We start from the raw sequence: 17785 nt of genomic DNA on the forward strand, positions 1-17785 counted from the left end.
AGCCCATGCTCGAACTCTTCTTCTCCGCCTTCGTGACCTTCTTCGTGGTGGTCGACCCGCCCGGTTGCGCGCCGATCTATGCCGGGCTGACGCGCGAGGCGAGCCGGGCGCAGACCGTATCGATGGCAATCCGCGCCACGGTGATCTCGGGGCTGATCCTGCTGGTCTTCGGCCTGTTCGGTGAACAACTGCTCGGCGCGCTGGGCATCGAACTGGACAGCTTCCGCATCGCGGGCGGCATCATGCTGTTCATGATCGCGATCGACATGGTGTTCGAGAAACGCACCGAGCGGCGCGAGGAACGCGCGGAGAAGATCAACGCCAATCCCGAGATAGAGGATGTCTCCGTCTTCCCCATGGCCATGCCCATGATGGCCGGGCCCGGCGCCATCGCGGCTATCATGCTGCTGATGAACCAGGCGACCGGGATCGAAGAGAGCGTCGTCGTATTCGCGGCAGCCGGGCTGGTGCTGCTGATCACCATGGCATCGCTGATTGCAGCGCGCCCGTTGATGAACCTTGTCGGCACGCGGATAGAGGCAGCGATCACACGGCTGCTGGGCGTCCTGCTGGCCGCACTCGCCTCGCAATTCGTGATCGACGGCCTGCGCGGCACCTTGCTGGCCTGACCGGGCGCGCGGCCCCGGCTACTGCAGGGTAACCCTGTCGTCGGTGCCGTTCTGGCGGCCGAAGAAATACATCAGCTGGATCAGCAGTTCGCACCGCGCGGCAAGGTCCGGCGATTCGAGCAGGGCCTGCTTGGATGCCGCGTCGAACGGTGCGATCTGGCTGACCCCGTTGATCAGCGACTGGTCGTCGAGCTGGGCGACCGCGTCCCAGTCCACCGAATAGCCCTGCGCATCGGCGAAGCGGCGGGCCTCGCGTTCGAACCCGGCGCGCTCGATCCCGCTCAGCACTTCGTCGCCGTCCTCGGCGATAAGTTCGCCCTCCACCTGACGGAAGGGGGTTGAGACGTCGAGTTCGCGGATCATGCGAAAGCGGCTCTCTCCGTCGAGCACCAGGTTGTAGCGCCCGTCGTCCAGCGCCTCGACCTCGGCGATCTTGCCCACACAGCCGACTTCGTAGAGGTCCGAGCCCTCGCGCGCCTGCTTGGGCTGGATCATCGCGATTCGCCTGTCCCGCGCGAGGGCATCGCCCACCAGCGCGCGATAGCGCGGCTCGAACATGTGCAGCGGCAGTTGCAGGCCGGGAAACAGCACGGCACCGGAAAGCGGGAAGATCGACAGGCGCATGGGGGCTATCCGAAGAGGATCTTCGACAGGCGCCGACGCGTGGCGACCACCCATGGATCTTCCAGCCCGACGGCTTCGAAAATCTGCAGCAGCTTGGTGCGCGCCGCGCCCTCGTTCCATTCACGGTCTTCCTCGACCATGGAGAGCAGCTCGTCGGCGGCCGCATCACGCTGGCGCGCCGCAAAGGCCGCTTCGGCATAGGCATAGCGCGCGTCCATATCGCCGCCTTGGGCCTTTTCGCGCAGGGCGGTCAGTTCGCTGTCGTCCACCTTCTCGCCCGCGAGTTCAAGCTGCGCACCGGCCTGTGCCACGGCGGGGTCGGCCTTCTGTTCGTCGGTCAGCGCGTCGAAGGTCGCCTGCGCCTGCTCCTGCTGCCCGTTGGCCAGCAACGCGCGAATCAGGCCGGACTGGATTTCGGGACGGCTTGCGATCTCGGGCGGGGCGGCGCCTGCGATCTCGCTATAGAGCTGAACCGCTTTCTCGTTCTCGCCTGCCTCCAGCAACTGTTCGCCCATGGCGATCAGCTGTTCGACATCGGGCATGCCGTCGTTCGGTCCGCCTTCGGCACCATCCGCATTCGGATCGAGCGGTATCTGGGCAAGAATCTGGTCGAGCGCCTGCTTCAGCTGGCTTTCGCTGCGCGCGCTGGTGAGATCGGCAACGGGGCGGCCCTGGAACATCGCGTAGACCGTCGGGATCGACTGGACCTGGAACTGGCTGGCGATGAACTGTTCCTCATCGACATTCACCTTCTTCAGGATCACGCCCTTGTCGGCATATTCGGCGGCGACCTTTTCCAGCATCGGCGCCAGCGCCTTGCACGGCCCGCACCACTCGGCCCAGAAATCGAGCACCACCAGCTTCGACATCGAAGGTTCCACGACCTCCTGCCGGAAGCGATCGACTGCTTTTTGTTCCTCGATATTGAGCCCCATGCTGGCCAAGTGCGGTCCCCTTTCTATGCGGTTGCGAGAAGCCCCAATGTGGGCTTTTCGCCGAAGATGTGAAGGGCGGGAATGCGCGTGCAATTTTGCGCTTGCGATAGCCTCTCCTCATTGCTAGGTGCCCGCTTCCCATTCCGGCGAAGAGCTTCGCGCCTTGCCGGAAACGCCATGTGAGCGGGCGTAGCTCAGGGGTAGAGCACAACCTTGCCAAGGTTGGGGTCGGGCGTTCGAATCGCCTCGCCCGCTCCATTGTCCTTTTTCCGACAAACAGCATTCGCAGGCCGGTCAGCATCGCGACCGGGTCTTGCATGATACTATATCACCCGCTAGCGGAGCGGATGATATAAAGTCACTCAACTCGGAAGGTCTCCCATGAAAAAGTTCTCCACGAGCGGTCTGCCACTGCTTGCTCTTGCCCTTGGCCTGGTGCCGCGGGTCGCGATGGCGCAACAGGCAGAGCCTGCGCCGCAGGCCGGAGACGAGGCCGACTTCGACGACGACTTCCACAACCGGAGCAACGAGGCGGGCGAGATCGTCGTCACCGCCAGCCGCAGCATCCGTGAGCTGGACATCCTGGCGGGCACCTCCGTGGTCGAGGGGCTGGAACTGCAGCGCAGCATGGACGGTCAGGTCGGCGAAATCCTCGAAGAGCAGCCCGGCGTATCGGGAACGGGCTTCACACCCGGCGCGTCCCGCCCGATCCTGCGCGGTTTCGGTGGCGAGCGGATCCGGGTGCTGACCGACGGCGTCGGGACGCTCGACGCCTCGAATACGTCGGACGATCATGCGGTCAGCATCAATCCGCTGACCGTGGAGCGGATCGAAGTGCTGCGCGGTCCCGCCGTGCTGCTTTACGGGAGCCAGGCGATCGGCGGTGCCGTGAACGTGATCGACAAGCGGATCCCGCTCCGCCTCACGGAAGAGCCGATCCACATCGATACTCTGGCGAGCTACGACACCGTTAATGACGAATATCGGGTCGGCGGATCGGTCGACGTGCCGTTCGCCAACGGTTTCGTCTTTCACCTCGACGGAAGTTATCTCGACGCGGGCGATCTCGACATTCCCGGCTTTGCGCTGACCGACGATCTGCGCGCGGACCTGCTGGCCGACGCGCTGGAAGAGGAAGGCGAGGGCGAGTTCGACGAAGCCGCGGAACTGCGCGAGCAGGCCAATGCGCGCGGCACCGTGCCCAATACTTTCGTCGAGACGACATCGGTCAACGGCGGGCTCGCCTTCTTCAGCAACGGCAGCTCCTTCGGTTTCGGCGCAGGCTATTACGACTCCACCTATGGTGTGCCCGAGAATCCGGCCGGCGGACATCACCACCACGAGGAAGGTGGCGCCGGAGGCGGCGAAGAGGAGGAGGAAGGCGTCTCCATCGGGCTGGAACAGTTCCGCGCCGATTTTCGTGCCGACCTCGACCTTGGCTCGGGCTTCCTCGATCGCATGCTGACGCGCGTGGGCTACAGCGATTACACGCATACCGAATTCGAAGGCTCCGAAGTGGGCACGGTGTTCGACGTCACGGGTTTCGAAGGCCGTGCGGAATTCGTGCAGAACCCCGTTGGCGATCTGCGCGGTTCCTTCGGCGGACAGTTCTACATCCGCGATTTCGCAGCGGTCGGCGAAGAAGCCTTCGTCGCGCCCAACCAGACGGAGCAGTACGGCTTCTTCACCCTGCAGGAGCTGAGCCTCGGCAATTTCCAGATCGAAGGCTCCGCCCGGTACGAGACGACCGATGCGCGATCCAACGCGCTGGGTGTGGACCGCCACTTCGATGTGCTCTCGGGCGCTCTGGGCCTGTCCTACGATCTGGGCGGCCTGCGGATCGGCGTGAACGGTTCACGGGTGGGCCGTGCGCCAGCCGGTGAAGAGCTGTTCGCCGACGGCCCCCACGTGGCGACCGGGCAATACGAGGTCGGCGACGTCAATCTCGATGTCGAGCGCGCATGGGGCCTCGAAGGCTTCGTTCGCGGCCAGGTCGGCCCGGCCACGGTGAACCTGACCGTGTTCAAGAGCTGGTTCGACGATTACATCTTCCTCGACAACACCGGCACCTTCGTCGACGAGGAAGGCACTGCGGTGCCTGCCGACGACGAGGAAGCCATCCCGCTGTTCACCTACCTCCAGCAGGATGCGAACTACTTCGGCGTCGAGGCCGAAGTCAGCGTGCCCCTCATCGAGAATGACGGGTTCGCGGTGATCGGCGAAGCCAGTGCCGAATATGTCGAGGCGGAGCTGGACGATGGTTCGCCCGTCCCGCGCATCCCGCCGCTGGGCCTTTCGGGCGCGCTGACCGCAACCACGGGCGCATTCGACGTGCGCGGCGAGGTCGAATGGTTCGGCGAGCAGGACGATGTGCCCGCTTTCGAGAGCACCACCGACAGCTTCACTTTCGTCAACGCTTCGGTCGCCTGGCGCCCGATCCGCGGGGACAAGAACGTCACGCTGCTGGCCAAGGTGGAGAACATCTTCGACCAGCAGGGCCGCCGTGCGACCAGCTTCACGCGCGACTATGTGCCGCTGCCGGGCCGCAACTTCTCGCTGAGCCTGCGGACCAGCTTCTAGCTCAGACCGCGGTGCCGTCGGGGGCCTTTTGCCGGGCCTCCTCGGCGCCGTTTTCTGTCCCCCCGGCCCGCGCGGCGCGCAGTTCTGCGCGTCGCGCGCGGTCGCGTTCGCGCCACACGTCGACCGATCCGCGCGCCTGCCCGTAGGCGAAGACCATCAGCAGGCCGCCCGCAATGGCGAGGTTCTTCAGCGCGACCTGCAACTGCGCATGGTCGGCCAGCGCATTGTGGAAGAAGAAGATGGTCGCCAGCGTGAAGCCGCACAGCAGGATGCTGCTGACCCGGGTCATGAACCCGATGGCGAGGAACATGCCGAACACCACTTCGAAGATCCCTACCGGCAAGGCGATGCCGGTGGGCAGGGTGGTCGTCTGTTCGAGGAAGGTCTGCGTCGCACCCAGGTTCACCAGCTTGGTGATCCCGGCGACGATGAAGATCAGGGCCAGGAGTATCCGGCCGAGAACGGAAGCAAGAAACGCCATGTCGTAAGTCTCCCCGTTGCTACCCCAATCCAATGGTCCGGGAGCGCAGAACGCTCCCGGCGCGCAATCATTCCTCCACCTCGAAGGTCAGCGCGGCATGATCGCGCAACCGCGCGACCAGCGCTTCGCCCAGGATCGATCCCGGGGTGCCGATGCCGCCCGGCGCATCGCTTTCCAGAAGCGCGATACCCGTTTCGGAAATCATCCGGCTGGTGGAGCCATAGCCCGGATCGTACTTGCCCTTCACTGCGTAGCGCAGCGTTTCGCCATTCGCGGTCTCGCCGATCAGCAGCACGTCGTAATAGCCGTTCTCGCGCTCTTCGGGCGTGGGGCCTTCGCCCGGCTTGGGCGGCTTCGAGCCGAACGGGTTCTTCATCATCTCGGCGGCCGCATTGGCCGCTGCCTTGCCCGCTTCGCCGGGGCTGGTCAGCACCATCTCGTCGTAGCGGAAATCCTCGCCCCACGGGTGCCCCAGCAGGAAGTTGGTGCGGTGGACGTTCTTGGTGTTGATCGGCGCCATCACGAAGGGCGCGGCCCATTTGCCCAGATCGCTTTCGTACTTCGGGATCATGCCGTTAGGCTGGTCGGGCCCGTCGAACCCGGGGGTGAGGCCGAAGGGGCTGCGCATGATCTTGATGAGCGAGGGGTCGCGCGCCATCGCCTTCATGCTTTCGGTGAGGCTGGCGGCGGTGCCGCCGCTGAAGGTGCCCTTCATCGCGCGGACCCGCCCGCGCACGGTCTTGCACGGTGCGCCGAACCGCTCGCGCGCTTCCTTCTGCAGCATCAGCACGCCCAGATCGAAGGGGATCGAATCGAACCCGGAGGAAAAGCTGATCCGCGCTCCGCTGGCCTTTGCGTCTTCGTGGTACTTGTCGATCATCTGCCGCATCCACGCAGGCTCTCCGCAAAGGTCGGCATAATGCGTGCCGCTCTTCGCGCAGGCAGCGAGCAGCGGTTCGCCATAGAGCTGGTACGGGCCGACCGTGGTGATGATGACCTTCGCCTGCTCGCACATTTGCTCGAGACTGACTGTGTCGGCGGCGTCGGCAACGATCGTGGGCGTCGAATCGGGTGCGCCGATCTCGCGCTTCACCGCCGCCAGCTTGTCCGGATCGCGGCCCGCCATCGCCCATGTCGGCGCATCGGGCCGGTCGCCGTATTCGCGCAGGAAATGCTCGGCAACAAGGCGCCCGGTATAGCCGGTTGCACCATAGATCACGATGTCGAATTGCCTGTCGGTCACAAGTCTTCTCCCGGGTTGATCGTTTCGCCTGACACACCTGACACAGTGTCCAGGAGAGAAAAAGCCGCCCCCGTCGAAACCGGCGGCCGAAGGTGCGCAGGGCAGTACGGATGGCAGGCATGGCGCATGGCCGCACTATCGCAGGTTCTGCCGCAGTAGGAAAATGCGAGCACAAGCTGCTGGGAACGCGCGGGGGGCTTTGCTAACCGGGGATCGTCCGACTGGCGCCCGTTTCTGCGCAAGATCGGGGGGAGACGGTAGCATGAAGAGCTGGACGATATTTGCCGCAAGCCTGGCCGCGTGCACGGGCATGGTCTCGCCCGCGCAGGCCCAGCCCGGCGCGCTCGACGGCGAAGAGCCCGAAATGTTCGAGGATGCCTATACCTTCGTGTGTCCCGATGGCGCGTATCAGGGCGGCTGCACGAGCGAGGATGTGGAACTGGCCGTCATGCTGGACGATGCGCCGCAGGACATGCTGGCGACGCAGTGCCTTTACCGAACGCGCGCGGAATGCGCCGTTACCGCAAGCGGGCAGATTGCCGCGCAGACACTGGGCACGACGCTGTACTGGCAGCTTCTGGCGCTGCAGCCGTCGGATGGACCGGCAACCGAAATGATGGTCCTGTTCGAACAGGACGGTGCGGTGCCCAGCCTGCTCGTCTCGCATCAGACCGAAGGCTGGTTCGATCCGCCCGTGGCAGTGCGCGACGGGGACGGCACGTTCCTGCTGCATGTGCCCGCGCGCAACCGGGGGCTGGGCAGTGCCGACATCCTTCTGAAGAACAGCGGCGCGGGCTGGAACTGGACCACCGCCGATCGGCTGATGGACGATGCGAACCGCCTGCTGCCTGCCGGCTTCACCCTTGCCAGCCCGCTGGTTTTCAATCCGAGGGAAAATTCGGCCTTCGCGCTGGTGCGCCGCGAGAGCGACGCGGGCTGTTGTGCCACCGGTGGCGTAGCGACCGTGGATTTCGATTTTTCGCAGCCCCACACGATGGAGGTCGCCTCCGTCGGCTTCCAGGAGACGACGCCCGGCAAGGCGCACCGCATGTCGAGCGGCGACAGGGCGACGGAGTCCGGCGACTAGGATCGGGAGCGGCGCGCGCAGCGCGTGCCGCCCCCGCCCGTCGCATCAGAAGCTAGCCGTGAGGCGAAGGTACACGGTGCGCGGCGCACCGAAATAGACCGTGCGGATATTCCCGATCGAGGAGAATTCCTGCCCGTCGGTCTTGTAGAGCTCGTCGAACAGGTTCTGGCCGTAAACGCCGATCGTGTAGTTCTCGCCCGGGGCGGTCCATTCCACGCGCGCATCGACGAGGCTGTAGCCGTCTTCGAACAGGCCTTCGATGCGGGTCGTGGAATCGATCAGCGTGTTGTCGACCGACAGCGCATATTCGGACCGGTACTTGTACTGCGCGCCGATCACCAGATCGCTGCCGTCACCGAATTCGAACGTGTACTGGCTGCCGACGCGGATGGTCCAGTCCGGCGCGAAGGCAGGCGTCTGGAAGGCCCGGCTGCCATTCGTGCTGGTGAACCGGTCATCCGCGAACTCGTCGTACTTGGCGTCGAGATAGCCGATCTGGGCATCCAGCAGGAACGCCCGCGTCGGGGTCCACGCAACCTCCAGCTCTGCGCCGGAGATTTCCAGCTTGCCCGCGTTGAGCACACCCAGCGTTGGCGTGGGCACGTTGGTGATGGGATCCACCTCGATGCCCGACACGCGTGCCTGGAAATCCTCGTAGTCGTTGTAGAACACCGCACCGGCGAGCCGGATCTGGCCGTCGATCGAGGCCTTGAAACCGGCTTCGTAGGACAGCACGGTTTCCGGCTCGTACGCGCTCGTCTCGGTCGCCGAGTTCGCGCGGCCGTTGAAGCCGCCCGACTTGAAGCCCTTGGCGATGCGCAGATAGGCGCTCGCATCCGGGCTGAACTCGTAGCGCAGCGATGCCATGGGCGAGACGTCGTCCCACGAATCGCTCGGCGCGAACTCGAACGGGGCCGCGCTGTTGAGGAACGGCGCGGAGGAGAAGGTGGAGGTGGTGCGGAAGTAGTCCTTCTGCTCGTAGGTATACCGGATGCCCGCCGCGAGGGTGAGCGCATCGGTCAGTTCGACATCGACATTGGCGTAAGCGGCATAGCTGTCGGTCTGGAGATCGTCGGCGATGGTCCGCAGGAAGGTCGGGAAGTCATCCGGGCCAAGCAGGGCGGGGGGCAGCGCATTCACTGCGCGGAAGCCCCTCAGATCGACCAGATCGTCGGCAAAGGCCCGCTGGTCGGAGGTGATGTTCTCCTGCAGGTAATACAGGCCGGCCACCGCCTGGAAGCCGACGCCATCGTAGACGAACTGGAATTCCTGGCTGAACTGGTTCTGGTCCACCCCGACGAACACGTCGCCCACTTCCAGCTCGGTCGCGTCGATATCGATGTAATCGTCGGTCACGAGTTCGCGGTAGGCCGTGATCGAACGCAGCTGGATTTCCGGGCCGACATCCCATTCCATGCGCGCAGAGGCGCCCCAGTGGTCGAGCTTGGTCGAATTGGGCAGGCCTGGGGTCGTGCGGGCGGTGTAATCGTAATCCTCCGGATCGACGGCGAGCGGCAGCAGCTCCAGACCGGTGAAGAGATAGCGCAGTTCGTTGATCGGCGCGCCCACGTTGAGCGAGGCATCGTCGCGGCTGTAGTCTGCGGAAATGTCGATCCGGAAATCGTCGGACGGGGTCAGCGCAAGGCTGCCGCGCAGCGCGAGCGTATCCTTGTCGTTATAGTCGCGGTCCAGCACCCGGTCCTCGACGAAGCCGTCGCGCCGCGAATACATCGCCGCGATCCCGGCCGATACGCCCTCGGCGAGCGGGCCGGAAACCGAGCCCTTGAGATCGAGCTGGTTGAACGTGCCGTAGTTGAGGCCGAAATTGGCCCGCAGATCGTTACCCGGGCGGCGGCTCACCAGTTTCAGCGCACCGCCGATGGTGTTCTTGCCGTAGAGCGTGCCCTGCGGCCCGCGCAGCACCTCGACCCGCTCGAGGTCGAGCAGGTCCAGCTGCGTCCCGCGAATACGGCTGAGATAGACATCGTCGACATAGACGCCGACCGCCGGATCGAAGGTCTGCAGGGCGTCGGGCTGGCCCACGCCGCGGATGAAGATGTTGGTCGCGTTGGAAGACCCGCGGCCCTGCACGATGTTGAGGTTCGGCACCGCGCCCTGCAGGCCGGTGGTGTCCTGCGCCTGGATGCGTTCCAGCGCTGCGGTATCGAAGGCGGAGACGGAGGCGGGGACGTCTTCCAGCGTTTCCTCGGTGCGCCGCGCGGTCACGACGATCGTGTTGGTGACGTCGGGCGTCTCGTCGATCTCGGTTTCGTCGGGCACCGGCTGGGCCATTGCGGGCACGGCGAGCATCAGCGCACCCAGCGCGGACCCCAGTTTCAGGGCGATGAGCGTAGTCTTGGTCTGGGCCATAAGTATCCTCCTCCTCACGTTGTTCTATTCGTCACGCATGGGCCGGGTGGGCCGACTGCGCATATTTCTTCAGGAAACCTGTGATCGCCCGCGTTGCGGCGGGCTCGTCCAGCATCGGGGCGTGGCCGCGCCCGGCAATCTCGGCCAGTTCGAACGGGCCGGAATGCTCGGCGCCCATGCGGCGGGCCGTTTCGGCCGACAATATGTCCGAACTCGCGCCGCGCACCGTCAGGATCGGCAGCGCGTCGAGGGCCGACCAGAGCGGCCAGAGGTCCGGCGCATCGGTGCTTTCGCCATTGGCGAGCGGCTTTGCGATGGCTGGATCATAAGCGAAGGCGATGGTGCCGTCGGGCCGCTGGGTGCACAGCCGCTGCGCGAACCGAAGCCATTGCGCGTCGGAATAATCGGGCAGCGCGACCGCGTTCTGGCGGCGGCAGGCATCCGCCGCTTCGGCCCAGCTGGCGAAGGGGCCGGTCTCGCCGACATAGGAGGAGATGCGCGACAGCCCTTCGGCGGAAACTTCCGGGCCCACATCGTTCAGCACCAGCGCCGAGAGCCGTTCGCGCTGCGTCGCCGCCATCAGCATGGCGATGATGCCGCCCATCGAGGTGCCGATGGCGGCTACCCGGTCGATCTGCAGCGAATCGAGCAGCGCCAGCATGTCCTGCGCGTAGATATCCGGGCGATAGCGCGCCGGGTCTGCATCCCACTGCGAGCGCCCGCGGCCCCGCTGGTCGGGCACGATCAGGCGGTACTGGCCGCCAAGCGCGCTTGCCAGACCTTCGAAGTCCGCCGAATTGCGGGTCAGCCCGTGCATCAGCAGCACGGCAGGCCCGCTCGACGCGTAATCGCGCGCATAAAGCGTCAGCTCGCCATCGCTGCTGCGATAGAAATGATCGCCGAACGGCATCGTCTTCCCCAAGTCCCGGGCCTTTGTGGCCCTGTCTTGCGACCGCTATACTGATAGTTGAACCGGATTTCAACTTGGATCGTTGTGCAAGCGGCCACGGGCGGTTACGCAAGGGGGATGAGCAGGCTGGACGCGCAATCATCGCAATCGCAGAATTCCGATCCGCACGTTTCGGATTCGCATGTTTCGGATTCGCACGAGGGGGAAAAGCAGCCCCGGACCGAGCGTGGACGGCGGACCATGCGCAAACTGATCGATGCGGCAGAGGTCGAGTTTGCGGAGAACGGGTTTCACCAGGCGTCCATCGTGGGCATCACCCGCCGCGCGGGCGTGGCGCTGGGCAGTTTCTACACCTACTTCGACACCAAGGAGGCGATCTTCCGCGCACTGGTGCGCGACCTTGGGCAGCAGGTGAAGACGACCGCACGCGAGGCGATCAGCACCGAGACCAAGGCGATGGAAATAGAGCGTGCCGCGCTCGCCGCGTTCCTGCGCTTCGCCCGCGAGAACAAGGAAATCTATCGCATCATCGATGAATCCGAATTCATCGACCCCGCCATCTATCGCGATCACTACGAAACGACGGCGAAGCGCATTTTCGAACGGCTGGAACGGGGCATGGCAAGCGGCGAGCTGCGCGACGACCTGTCGGAAGTGCACGCCTGGGCCATCATGGGAATGAACGTGTTCCTGGGCCTCAAGTTCTCCCTGTGGAGCGAGACCGACCGGAGCGACGAGGTGGCCGCCGCCGCCAACCTGCTGATGCGCGAAGGGATCGCGGGGCCCGCTTCGAAAGACCCGGAATGATGCGAGCGAGGGCCTGACACGCTCCTGCGCGTCAGGCCCGCTCCCCCGGTTCTATCGCGGGCCGCCCGGCAGGTTCGTGCCTGTCAGCCCCGCCAGTACCGGCGGAATTCGCTGCGCGGATCGCTTTCCACCCGCAGATCCTCGTCGAAGATCATCGTCGTGCGCTCGGGCGGGGAGTAGGGCTTCCACTCGGGCACATGTTCGTTGTTCGGGTCGCCGTTGGCCGCGAAGGCCGCCCAGCTCGATGCGATGGCCTTCGCCAGCCTGTTGGCCGCCGCGCTCGATCCGTTGAGCGCGCCGCGCGTGTTGTAGAGGCTGGGCGCGACATCGATCCCGTGCACCGCGCCGAAGCGGCCATCGGCTGCCGGGCTGGGTTCGGTCCACAGATAGGTCCATACGTTGGCGCCCGGCTGCTTCGCCTTGAGTTCGGCCTGCGCGAAGGCACCCTTGCGGAAGGTCTGATCGGAATCGAGCCGTGCGGCGAGGATGAAGGGCTTCGCGTCCGGGTCTTCCGCGCGATAGGCGGCGACGGCCTCCTCCGCCCTGTCGCCCACCCGCTCGCGCGCGAACTCCACCAGACCGGCCTCGTCCATCGAGAAATCGCCCATCCGGTACGACCGCTCGTCGAGGACGGAGGACACGATCATCGGCACGTGGGACGACACATCGGGCGCGTCCGGCGCCCAGGGGTGGCGGGGCAGGGCGATGCCGTCGACCACGGGGGCGAAGGACCGGGGCGCCTCGCCCCGCGCGCGGTCCGCCGCTTCCAGCTTGGCCTGCGTCTCGAGCAGCGTGGTCCAGGGCACCTCCTGCAGCTTGCGCACATCGCCCGGCGCGATCTCCAGCGCGTCCATCAGGCGTTTTGCCGTGGCGCTGGCCATTTCGGGCGGCATCATGCGCAGGGCCGATCCGCTCATCACGCCCGCGCGGTGGAACAGGCCCTTGCCGCCGGGCATCGCCATCAGCACGCTGGTCTTCGCGCCGCCGCCCGACTGGCCGTAGACCAGCACCCGGTCCGGATCGCCGCCGAATTGCGCCACATTCTCCCGCACCCAGCCCAGCGCCGCGACGATGTCCTGCATCCCCACCGTGCCCGATGTGGTGAAGTCTTCCCCGCCGAATTCCGCCAGATGGAGGAAGCCGAACGCGCCCAGCCGATGATTGATCGCAATCACCACGCTGTCGGAAAAGCGCGCCATCGCCTCGCCATCCATGCCCACCGAATTGCCAGAGCCGGAATAGAACCCGCCGCCGTGGAGCACGACGATCACCGGCTTCTTCGCGTTGGCGTCCACATCGGGCGACCACAGGTTGAGCGAGAGATTGTCCTCCCCCATCCCCGAAGGATTGCGATCGACCATGATCAGGTCGGCATAGGTATGGCGCCGGTCGCCGGGGATCTGCGGGGCCACATCGGTCCAGTGCAGCGCGTCGCGCACGCCCGCCCATGGCTCCACCGGCTGCGGCGGCATGAAGCGATTCGCGCCCGAGGTATCCGCCGCGTAGCTGATCCCGCGAAACACCGCGACGCCGCCCGAGTGCAAGCCGCGAAGCTTGCCCTGAGCGGTCTCGACCACCGGGAACATGGGGGAGGCCAGCGCAGGCCGCGCCATCGCCGCTGCGCCGAGCGCCAGCGCGCCGCCGAGTGTCTGCCGCCGTGTCATCATCCCGATTCTCCCTTGCCTGTTTGCACTGACACTAGAACCAATTGGAGTTGCGTGTTAAGTCCTTTTTCGTAAACAGGGTATGCCAGCGACGTCCCGCGTATGTGGGCGAAAGGTTTTGGTTCAAATGCCGGGTTCACCGCCAGAGTGTCGGCTGGGCCCGTGGGGAGAGGCGGACATTTGCATCCTGTGCGGATCTCGCGGCGGAGCGCGCTGGCAGGCGCGGCGGCAATGATGGCGGCGCCTGCCGTCCAGGCGCTGGCCGGTCCGGGCGGTCGCCTGGCGCCGGCGGCCAGCTCGCCTCAGCGCCAATGGGCGGCATCGCACCTGCGCGGTTTGATGAACCTCTTCCTCCCGAGCTTCCGCGAGGATGGCCGCACGCTGGACGAGGAGGCGATCCGCCACGACGTTCGCCATGCCATCGCGCAAGGCTTCTCCGGCACGATGCCGATGATCAACTGGACGCTGCCCGGCGATCCGCGCTGGGCGCAGTTCCACCGCATCGTGATCGACGAGGCGGGCGATGCGCTTCCCGTCCATGGCATCCTGGCGAGCGGCAAGGTCGAAACCGACCTAGCGATGCTACGTGCGCTGGAAGACATGGGCGTGCAGCTGGTGCTGCTCGCCTCGACCTATCCGGCAGAGAGCAGCGCGGAGCAGTTGCACGACCTGATGGCGGCGCGGATCGCGGCAACATCGCTGCCGGTGATGCTCTATGCGGCGACCGGGCGGCGCGCCTTTCCCGCGCTCGGCCCCGCAGGCCAGCCGCTGGACGTGTATGACCGGATCGCAGACATGGACAATGTCGTCGCGGTCAAGATCTCGCAGCCCGTCTCGCTCACCTCGACCATGCAGCTGTGCCAGGAGCTGGGCGATCGGCTGTCCATGGGCCCGGTCAATCTCGATTTCCTGCCGCTGCTCTCGCGCCATTTCCGCATCGACTGGAGCGGGCAATGGAATGCCGAGGCGGTACAGACGCCTGCACGGCAGATCGGCAACCGCCTGCTCGCCGCCAGCGCGGCGGGGGACACCGCGAAGCTCGATGCGCTGGCCCGCGACATAGAGCCGGTGCTGTCGCACTTCTTCGCCGTGCAGGCACCTGTGATCCGCGCGGGTGCGCACCCGTGGCAGCATAATCGCTATTACCAGTGGCTGGGCGGCGGCAACGGTGGCCTGCTGCCGTGCGACTCGCACGCTCCCGAGGGCGCAATCCCCGTGCTGGATGCCAAGGCGCGCGCCGCGATGCGCGCGGCCTTCCGTGCTTCGGGGCTGGAGCCGACCGACGCGCCCGAAGAGCAATTCGTGGTGGGCCGCGCAGCCTGGGCGCGCGGTGTGCGCGCAGGCGACCTGGCCGATCTGCCATATTATTCAGAAGACTAGAACGAGAGGGACGAGGGAAAATGACCATCCGCACATTCTGGGCCGGTCTGGCCACAGCCGCCGCGCTGGGGCTGACCGCTTGCACGACACCCGGGGCGCAGGCGCCGCTGGCGCAGGCCGATGGCGCTCCGGTCCTCGACACCCGCTACGGCCCCGTGTCCGGGACACGCGAAGGCGAATCGAACTCGGTCAACGTCTTCCGCGGCGTGCGCTATGCCGCCTCGACCGAAGGCCGCCGGTTCCAGCTGGCAGCCGATCCCCAAAGCTGGACCGAAACGCGCCCCGCGACCGAATTCGGCAGCGAATGTCCGCAGCGGCCCATGGGTGAGGTGCCGGTCTTCGAATCCTGGGCCAACACGGTCGGCACCAGCGAGGATTGCCTGTTCCTCAACGTCTGGACGCGTGGCCTTGGCGACGGGAAGAAGCGCCCGATCATGGTCTGGCTGCACGGCGGCGGCTATGTGACCGGCTCGGGATCGAGCAACGGGTATGACGGTTCGCGGCTGGCGGAACGCGGCGATGTGGTGGTCGTCACGCTCAACCACCGACTCAACGCGCTCGGTTATTCCTACCTCGCCGACCTGACCGACGATCCGAAATATGCCGACAGCGGCAACCTGGGCAGTCTCGATATCGTCAAGGCGCTCGAATGGGTGCGCGACCATGCGGAAGAAATCGGCGGCGATCCCGACAACGTGACCATCTTCGGCGAATCCGGCGGCGCGGCTAAGGTCTCCACGCTAATGGCGATGGAGGATGCGCGCGGCCTGTTCGACCGCGCCATCGCGCAGTCGGGCTCCATGTCGCTCGCAGGCTTCACCCCACGTGTGGCCACCCCGCTGGCGAAGAACCTGTTGGAAACCGCAGGCGTCTCCAGCGTGGAAGAGCTAGCCGCAATGCCGATCGACGATTTCGTCACCGCGATGATGAAATCGCGCACGAGGGGCGCCTTCTATCGCCCGGTCGTCGATGGCCGGTCGATCACGCGCCAGCCCTACACGCCCGACGCCAACCCGGTTTCCGCCGACATCCCTTTGCTGGTGGGGACCAACAACAACGAGATGCGGCTGCAGGGCGGGCTGGGGAGCCCGGAGAACTTTTCGCTGACATGGGATCAGCTGCCCGCGAAGCTGAAGGCGTTCACGGGCGATGCCGATGTGGCAGAAGTGATCGCGGGCATGCGCGCGGCGCATCCGGACTACGACGCCAGCGACGTGTTCTTCCAGGTGGCGACCTTTCGCAATTATCGCGGCACCGCGCTGCTGCAGGCCGAACGCAAGAGCGCGCAGAGTGCGCCGGTCTACATGTACCGGCTCGACTGGAAGACTCCTGTGGAGGGCGGTCGGCTGGAAACGCCGCACGCGCTCGATATCGCGTTCGTGTTCGACAATGTGGCCCGCTCGACCAGCTTTACCGGGCCCGAGACGGCGGAGACGCAGCGCATGGCCGACCTGATGGCCGATGCCTGGATCGCCTTTGCGCGCAGCGGCAACCCGAACACGCCCGCGCTGCCGCAATGGCCGACCTATGATCCGCAGAGCCGCGCGACGATGATCTTCGATATCGATCCGCAGGTGGTGAACGATCCCGACGGGGCGGAGCGCGCACTGCTGCAACGCCTGCTGCCCGAGGGCCGCGGATTGTGAGCCTGCGCAAGGGAGGGGGGCTCGCACTCGCCGGGGCGCTTGCGCTCTCCGCTTGCGCGAGCATGCCTGCGCCCGGCTCTTCGGGCCTCGTCGAAACCACCTCCGGGACCTTGCAGGGTTCGCCGGAAGGCAATGCGATCGTCTTCAGGGGCGTGCCCTACGCTCAGCCTCCGGTTGGCGAGCTGCGCTGGCGCGCGCCGGAGCCGACCCGTTGGGATGGTGTGAGGGCGGCGGACAGCTTCGGCCCCGCCTGTCTTCAGCCAGTGAACGAGGATGGCTCGCCCAATTTCGGCGGCTATGCCGGGCCGGTTTCCGAAGACTGCCTGACGCTCAACATCTGGGCTCCGCAAGGTGCGACCAATGCGCCGGTGATGGTCTGGCTGTTCGGCGGCGGCGGCGTTGTCGGCGCGGGCAGCCTGCCGACCTATCACGGCGATGCCTTTGCGCGCGACGGCGTGATGCTGGTGAGCATCAATTACCGGCTCGGCGGATTGGGCGGCTGGGCGCACCCCGCGCTCACTGCGGAGAAATCCGGCGGACCGAACGCCAACTATGCGCTGATGGACGCCATCGCGGCGCTACGCTGGGTGAAGGACAATGCGGCGCGGTTCGGCGGCGATCCCGACAACGTCACGCTGTTCGGCGAAAGTGCGGGGGCGACGATGACCGCCAATCTGGTGACGTCTCCGCTGGCGGAGGGTCTGTTCGAGAAGGCGATCTTCCAGTCGACCGGATCGCTCCCGACGCCGGGCACCCCGCTGGCGAAAGCCGAAGCGCGGGGCGAGGCTTCGGCCAGGGCGCTTGGCCTGCCGAACGCGACGGCGCAGCAGCTGCGCGCGCTGCCCGCGGAACGTTTCCTGTCCGACCGCGCTGCGGCTTTCGGCCTGCGCACCATCATCGATGGGGTCGTGAAGCCGGCCTCCATCATGGAGACCTTCGAGGCGGGGCAGGAGAATGATGTCCTGCTGATGCTCGGCACCAATTCGGACGAAGGGCGGCTGGTCGGCACGCAGCGCGTCGCCGATCTGGCAGAAGATGGCGCGCCGGTGTTCCAGTATTTCTTCGACTACGTTCCCGAAGCCCTGCGAGAGCGCGATCCCAACGGTGCGCCCCATGCGGGCGAGCTGCCCTTCGTGTTCGATACGCTGGGCACCTATCAGCTGCTGCCGCAGGGCCCGACCGGTGAGGACCAGCGCGTGGCATCGCTGGTGCATTCATGCTGGGTCGCTTTTGTAAAAGCTGACACCGGCGCCACGACCCTCGATTGCGGCGGCGATTTTACATGGCCCGCCCGCAGCGAGGCGAACGACCACGCGGTCGCATGGCTTGCGGCAGAACCGCGCATGGTGGCTGCCGAAACGCTACGCTCTCCGCCGAACGGGGCGGAGCCGGGGCGCACCTGGCGGGACGAAGACTAGGGCGGGGCGCC

14 protein-coding genes and 1 tRNA gene are annotated in these 17785 nt (G+C 66.0%); 8 read left to right on the plus strand and 7 right to left on the minus strand.

The window, feature by feature from the left end; all coding sequences use genetic code 11:
* Positions 1-5: 5 nt before the first annotated feature.
* Positions 6-629, plus strand: a complete 624-nt coding sequence (locus tag ADAD_RS0101280; RefSeq protein ID WP_010408399.1) for a MarC family protein — start codon at positions 6-8, stop codon at positions 627-629.
* A gap of 18 nt (positions 630-647) precedes the next feature.
* On the opposite strand, the gene ADAD_RS0101285 is transcribed toward ADAD_RS0101280, so the two are convergent.
* Positions 648-1253 (minus strand): LON peptidase substrate-binding domain-containing protein, encoded by a 606-nt coding sequence (locus tag ADAD_RS0101285; protein WP_010408400.1) that lies wholly within the window; start codon positions 1251-1253, stop codon positions 648-650.
* Positions 1254-1258: 5 nt separating this feature from the next.
* Positions 1259-2188: a tetratricopeptide repeat protein gene (locus tag ADAD_RS0101290; protein WP_010408403.1), complete on the minus strand. Its 930-nt coding sequence runs from the start codon at positions 2186-2188 to the stop codon at positions 1259-1261.
* A gap of 183 nt (positions 2189-2371) precedes the next feature.
* Between ADAD_RS0101290 and ADAD_RS0101295 the strand changes: the two genes are divergently transcribed.
* A tRNA-Gly gene (locus tag ADAD_RS0101295) sits at positions 2372-2446 on the plus strand.
* 123 nt (positions 2447-2569) lie between these two features.
* Positions 2570-4768 (plus strand): TonB-dependent receptor, encoded by a 2199-nt coding sequence (locus tag ADAD_RS0101300; protein WP_010408405.1) that lies wholly within the window; start codon positions 2570-2572, stop codon positions 4766-4768.
* 1 nt (position 4769) lies between these two features.
* Here ADAD_RS0101300 and ADAD_RS0101305 read toward each other — a convergent pair whose 3' ends face one another.
* Together ADAD_RS0101305 and ADAD_RS0101310 are read right to left on the minus strand one after the other, a co-directional pair.
* Positions 4770-5249: a DoxX family protein gene (locus ADAD_RS0101305; protein ID WP_010408409.1), complete on the minus strand. Its 480-nt coding sequence runs from the start codon at positions 5247-5249 to the stop codon at positions 4770-4772.
* A 67-nt stretch (positions 5250-5316) separates the two neighbouring features.
* Positions 5317-6492 carry a saccharopine dehydrogenase family protein gene (locus ADAD_RS0101310; protein ID WP_010408412.1) on the minus strand — a complete coding sequence of 392 codons (1176 nt, stop codon included), beginning with the start codon at positions 6490-6492 and terminating at the stop codon, positions 5317-5319.
* 262 nt (positions 6493-6754) lie between these two features.
* Here ADAD_RS0101310 and ADAD_RS0101315 point away from each other — a divergent pair, with 262 nt between their 5' ends.
* On the plus strand, positions 6755-7579 hold the full coding sequence (locus ADAD_RS0101315) for a hypothetical protein (protein ID WP_010408415.1): 825 nt from the start codon (positions 6755-6757) through the stop codon (positions 7577-7579).
* Between the two features lie 45 nt (positions 7580-7624).
* On the opposite strand, the gene ADAD_RS0101320 is transcribed toward ADAD_RS0101315, so the two are convergent.
* A complete protein-coding gene (locus ADAD_RS0101320) occupies positions 7625-9949 on the minus strand; it encodes a TonB-dependent receptor (RefSeq protein ID WP_010408416.1) in 2325 nt (774 codons plus the stop codon).
* 31 nt (positions 9950-9980) lie between these two features.
* Complete coding sequence (locus ADAD_RS0101325) at positions 9981-10871, minus strand: alpha/beta fold hydrolase (protein WP_337442404.1); 891 nt, start codon at positions 10869-10871, stop codon at positions 9981-9983.
* Positions 10872-11099: 228 nt separating this feature from the next.
* On the opposite strand from ADAD_RS0101325, the gene ADAD_RS0101330 reads away from it, so the two are divergent.
* On the plus strand, positions 11100-11666 hold the full coding sequence (locus tag ADAD_RS0101330; RefSeq protein WP_237700705.1) for a TetR/AcrR family transcriptional regulator: 567 nt from the start codon (positions 11100-11102) through the stop codon (positions 11664-11666).
* Positions 11667-11749: 83 nt separating this feature from the next.
* Here the strand turns inward: ADAD_RS0101330 and ADAD_RS0101335 are convergent, their stop codons facing one another.
* The gene (locus ADAD_RS0101335) at positions 11750-13333 is read right to left on the minus strand and encodes a carboxylesterase/lipase family protein (protein ID WP_010408422.1); all 1584 of its coding nucleotides are present in this window, start codon (positions 13331-13333) and stop codon (positions 11750-11752) included.
* 228 nt (positions 13334-13561) lie between these two features.
* On the opposite strand from ADAD_RS0101335, the gene ADAD_RS0101340 reads away from it, so the two are divergent.
* The 3 genes from ADAD_RS0101340 to ADAD_RS0101350 are packed head-to-tail and all read left to right on the plus strand — an operon-like array spanning position 13562 to position 17774.
* A complete protein-coding gene (locus tag ADAD_RS0101340; protein ID WP_237700706.1) occupies positions 13562-14710 on the plus strand; it encodes a dihydrodipicolinate synthase family protein in 1149 nt (382 codons plus the stop codon).
* 20 nt (positions 14711-14730) lie between these two features.
* Positions 14731-16356 carry a carboxylesterase/lipase family protein gene (locus ADAD_RS0101345; protein WP_010408427.1) on the plus strand — a complete coding sequence of 542 codons (1626 nt, stop codon included), beginning with the start codon at positions 14731-14733 and terminating at the stop codon, positions 16354-16356.
* Positions 16353-17774: a carboxylesterase/lipase family protein gene (locus ADAD_RS0101350; protein ID WP_139020291.1), complete on the plus strand. Its 1422-nt coding sequence runs from the start codon at positions 16353-16355 to the stop codon at positions 17772-17774. The genes ADAD_RS0101345 and ADAD_RS0101350 overlap by 4 nt, the downstream gene beginning before the upstream one ends.
* Positions 17775-17785 lie beyond the last annotated feature (11 nt).

The organism is Citromicrobium sp. JLT1363, assembly GCF_000186705.1.
In the GTDB taxonomy this organism is placed as follows: domain Bacteria; phylum Pseudomonadota; class Alphaproteobacteria; order Sphingomonadales; family Sphingomonadaceae; genus Alteriqipengyuania.

What these genes read in the sequence shown, in the direction of transcription:
- ADAD_RS0101280 (WP_010408399.1), top strand. Translation starts at nt 6, where the DNA reads ATGCTCGAACTCTTCTTCTCCGCCTTCGTGACCTTCTTCGTGGTGGTC.
- ADAD_RS0101285 (WP_010408400.1), bottom strand. Translation starts at nt 1,253, where the DNA reads ATGCGCCTGTCGATCTTCCCGCTTTCCGGTGCCGTGCTGTTTCCCGGC.
- ADAD_RS0101290 (WP_010408403.1), bottom strand. Translation starts at nt 2,188, where the DNA reads ATGGGGCTCAATATCGAGGAACAAAAAGCAGTCGATCGCTTCCGGCAG.
- ADAD_RS0101300 (WP_010408405.1), top strand. Translation starts at nt 2,570, where the DNA reads ATGAAAAAGTTCTCCACGAGCGGTCTGCCACTGCTTGCTCTTGCCCTT.
- ADAD_RS0101305 (WP_010408409.1), bottom strand. Translation starts at nt 5,249, where the DNA reads ATGGCGTTTCTTGCTTCCGTTCTCGGCCGGATACTCCTGGCCCTGATC.
- ADAD_RS0101315 (WP_010408415.1), top strand. Translation starts at nt 6,755, where the DNA reads ATGAAGAGCTGGACGATATTTGCCGCAAGCCTGGCCGCGTGCACGGGC.
- ADAD_RS0101320 (WP_010408416.1), bottom strand. Translation starts at nt 9,949, where the DNA reads ATGGCCCAGACCAAGACTACGCTCATCGCCCTGAAACTGGGGTCCGCG.
- ADAD_RS0101330 (WP_237700705.1), top strand. Translation starts at nt 11,100, where the DNA reads ATGCGCAAACTGATCGATGCGGCAGAGGTCGAGTTTGCGGAGAACGGG.
- ADAD_RS0101335 (WP_010408422.1), bottom strand. Translation starts at nt 13,333, where the DNA reads ATGATGACACGGCGGCAGACACTCGGCGGCGCGCTGGCGCTCGGCGCA.
- ADAD_RS0101340 (WP_237700706.1), top strand. Translation starts at nt 13,562, where the DNA reads ATGATGGCGGCGCCTGCCGTCCAGGCGCTGGCCGGTCCGGGCGGTCGC.
- ADAD_RS0101345 (WP_010408427.1), top strand. Translation starts at nt 14,731, where the DNA reads ATGACCATCCGCACATTCTGGGCCGGTCTGGCCACAGCCGCCGCGCTG.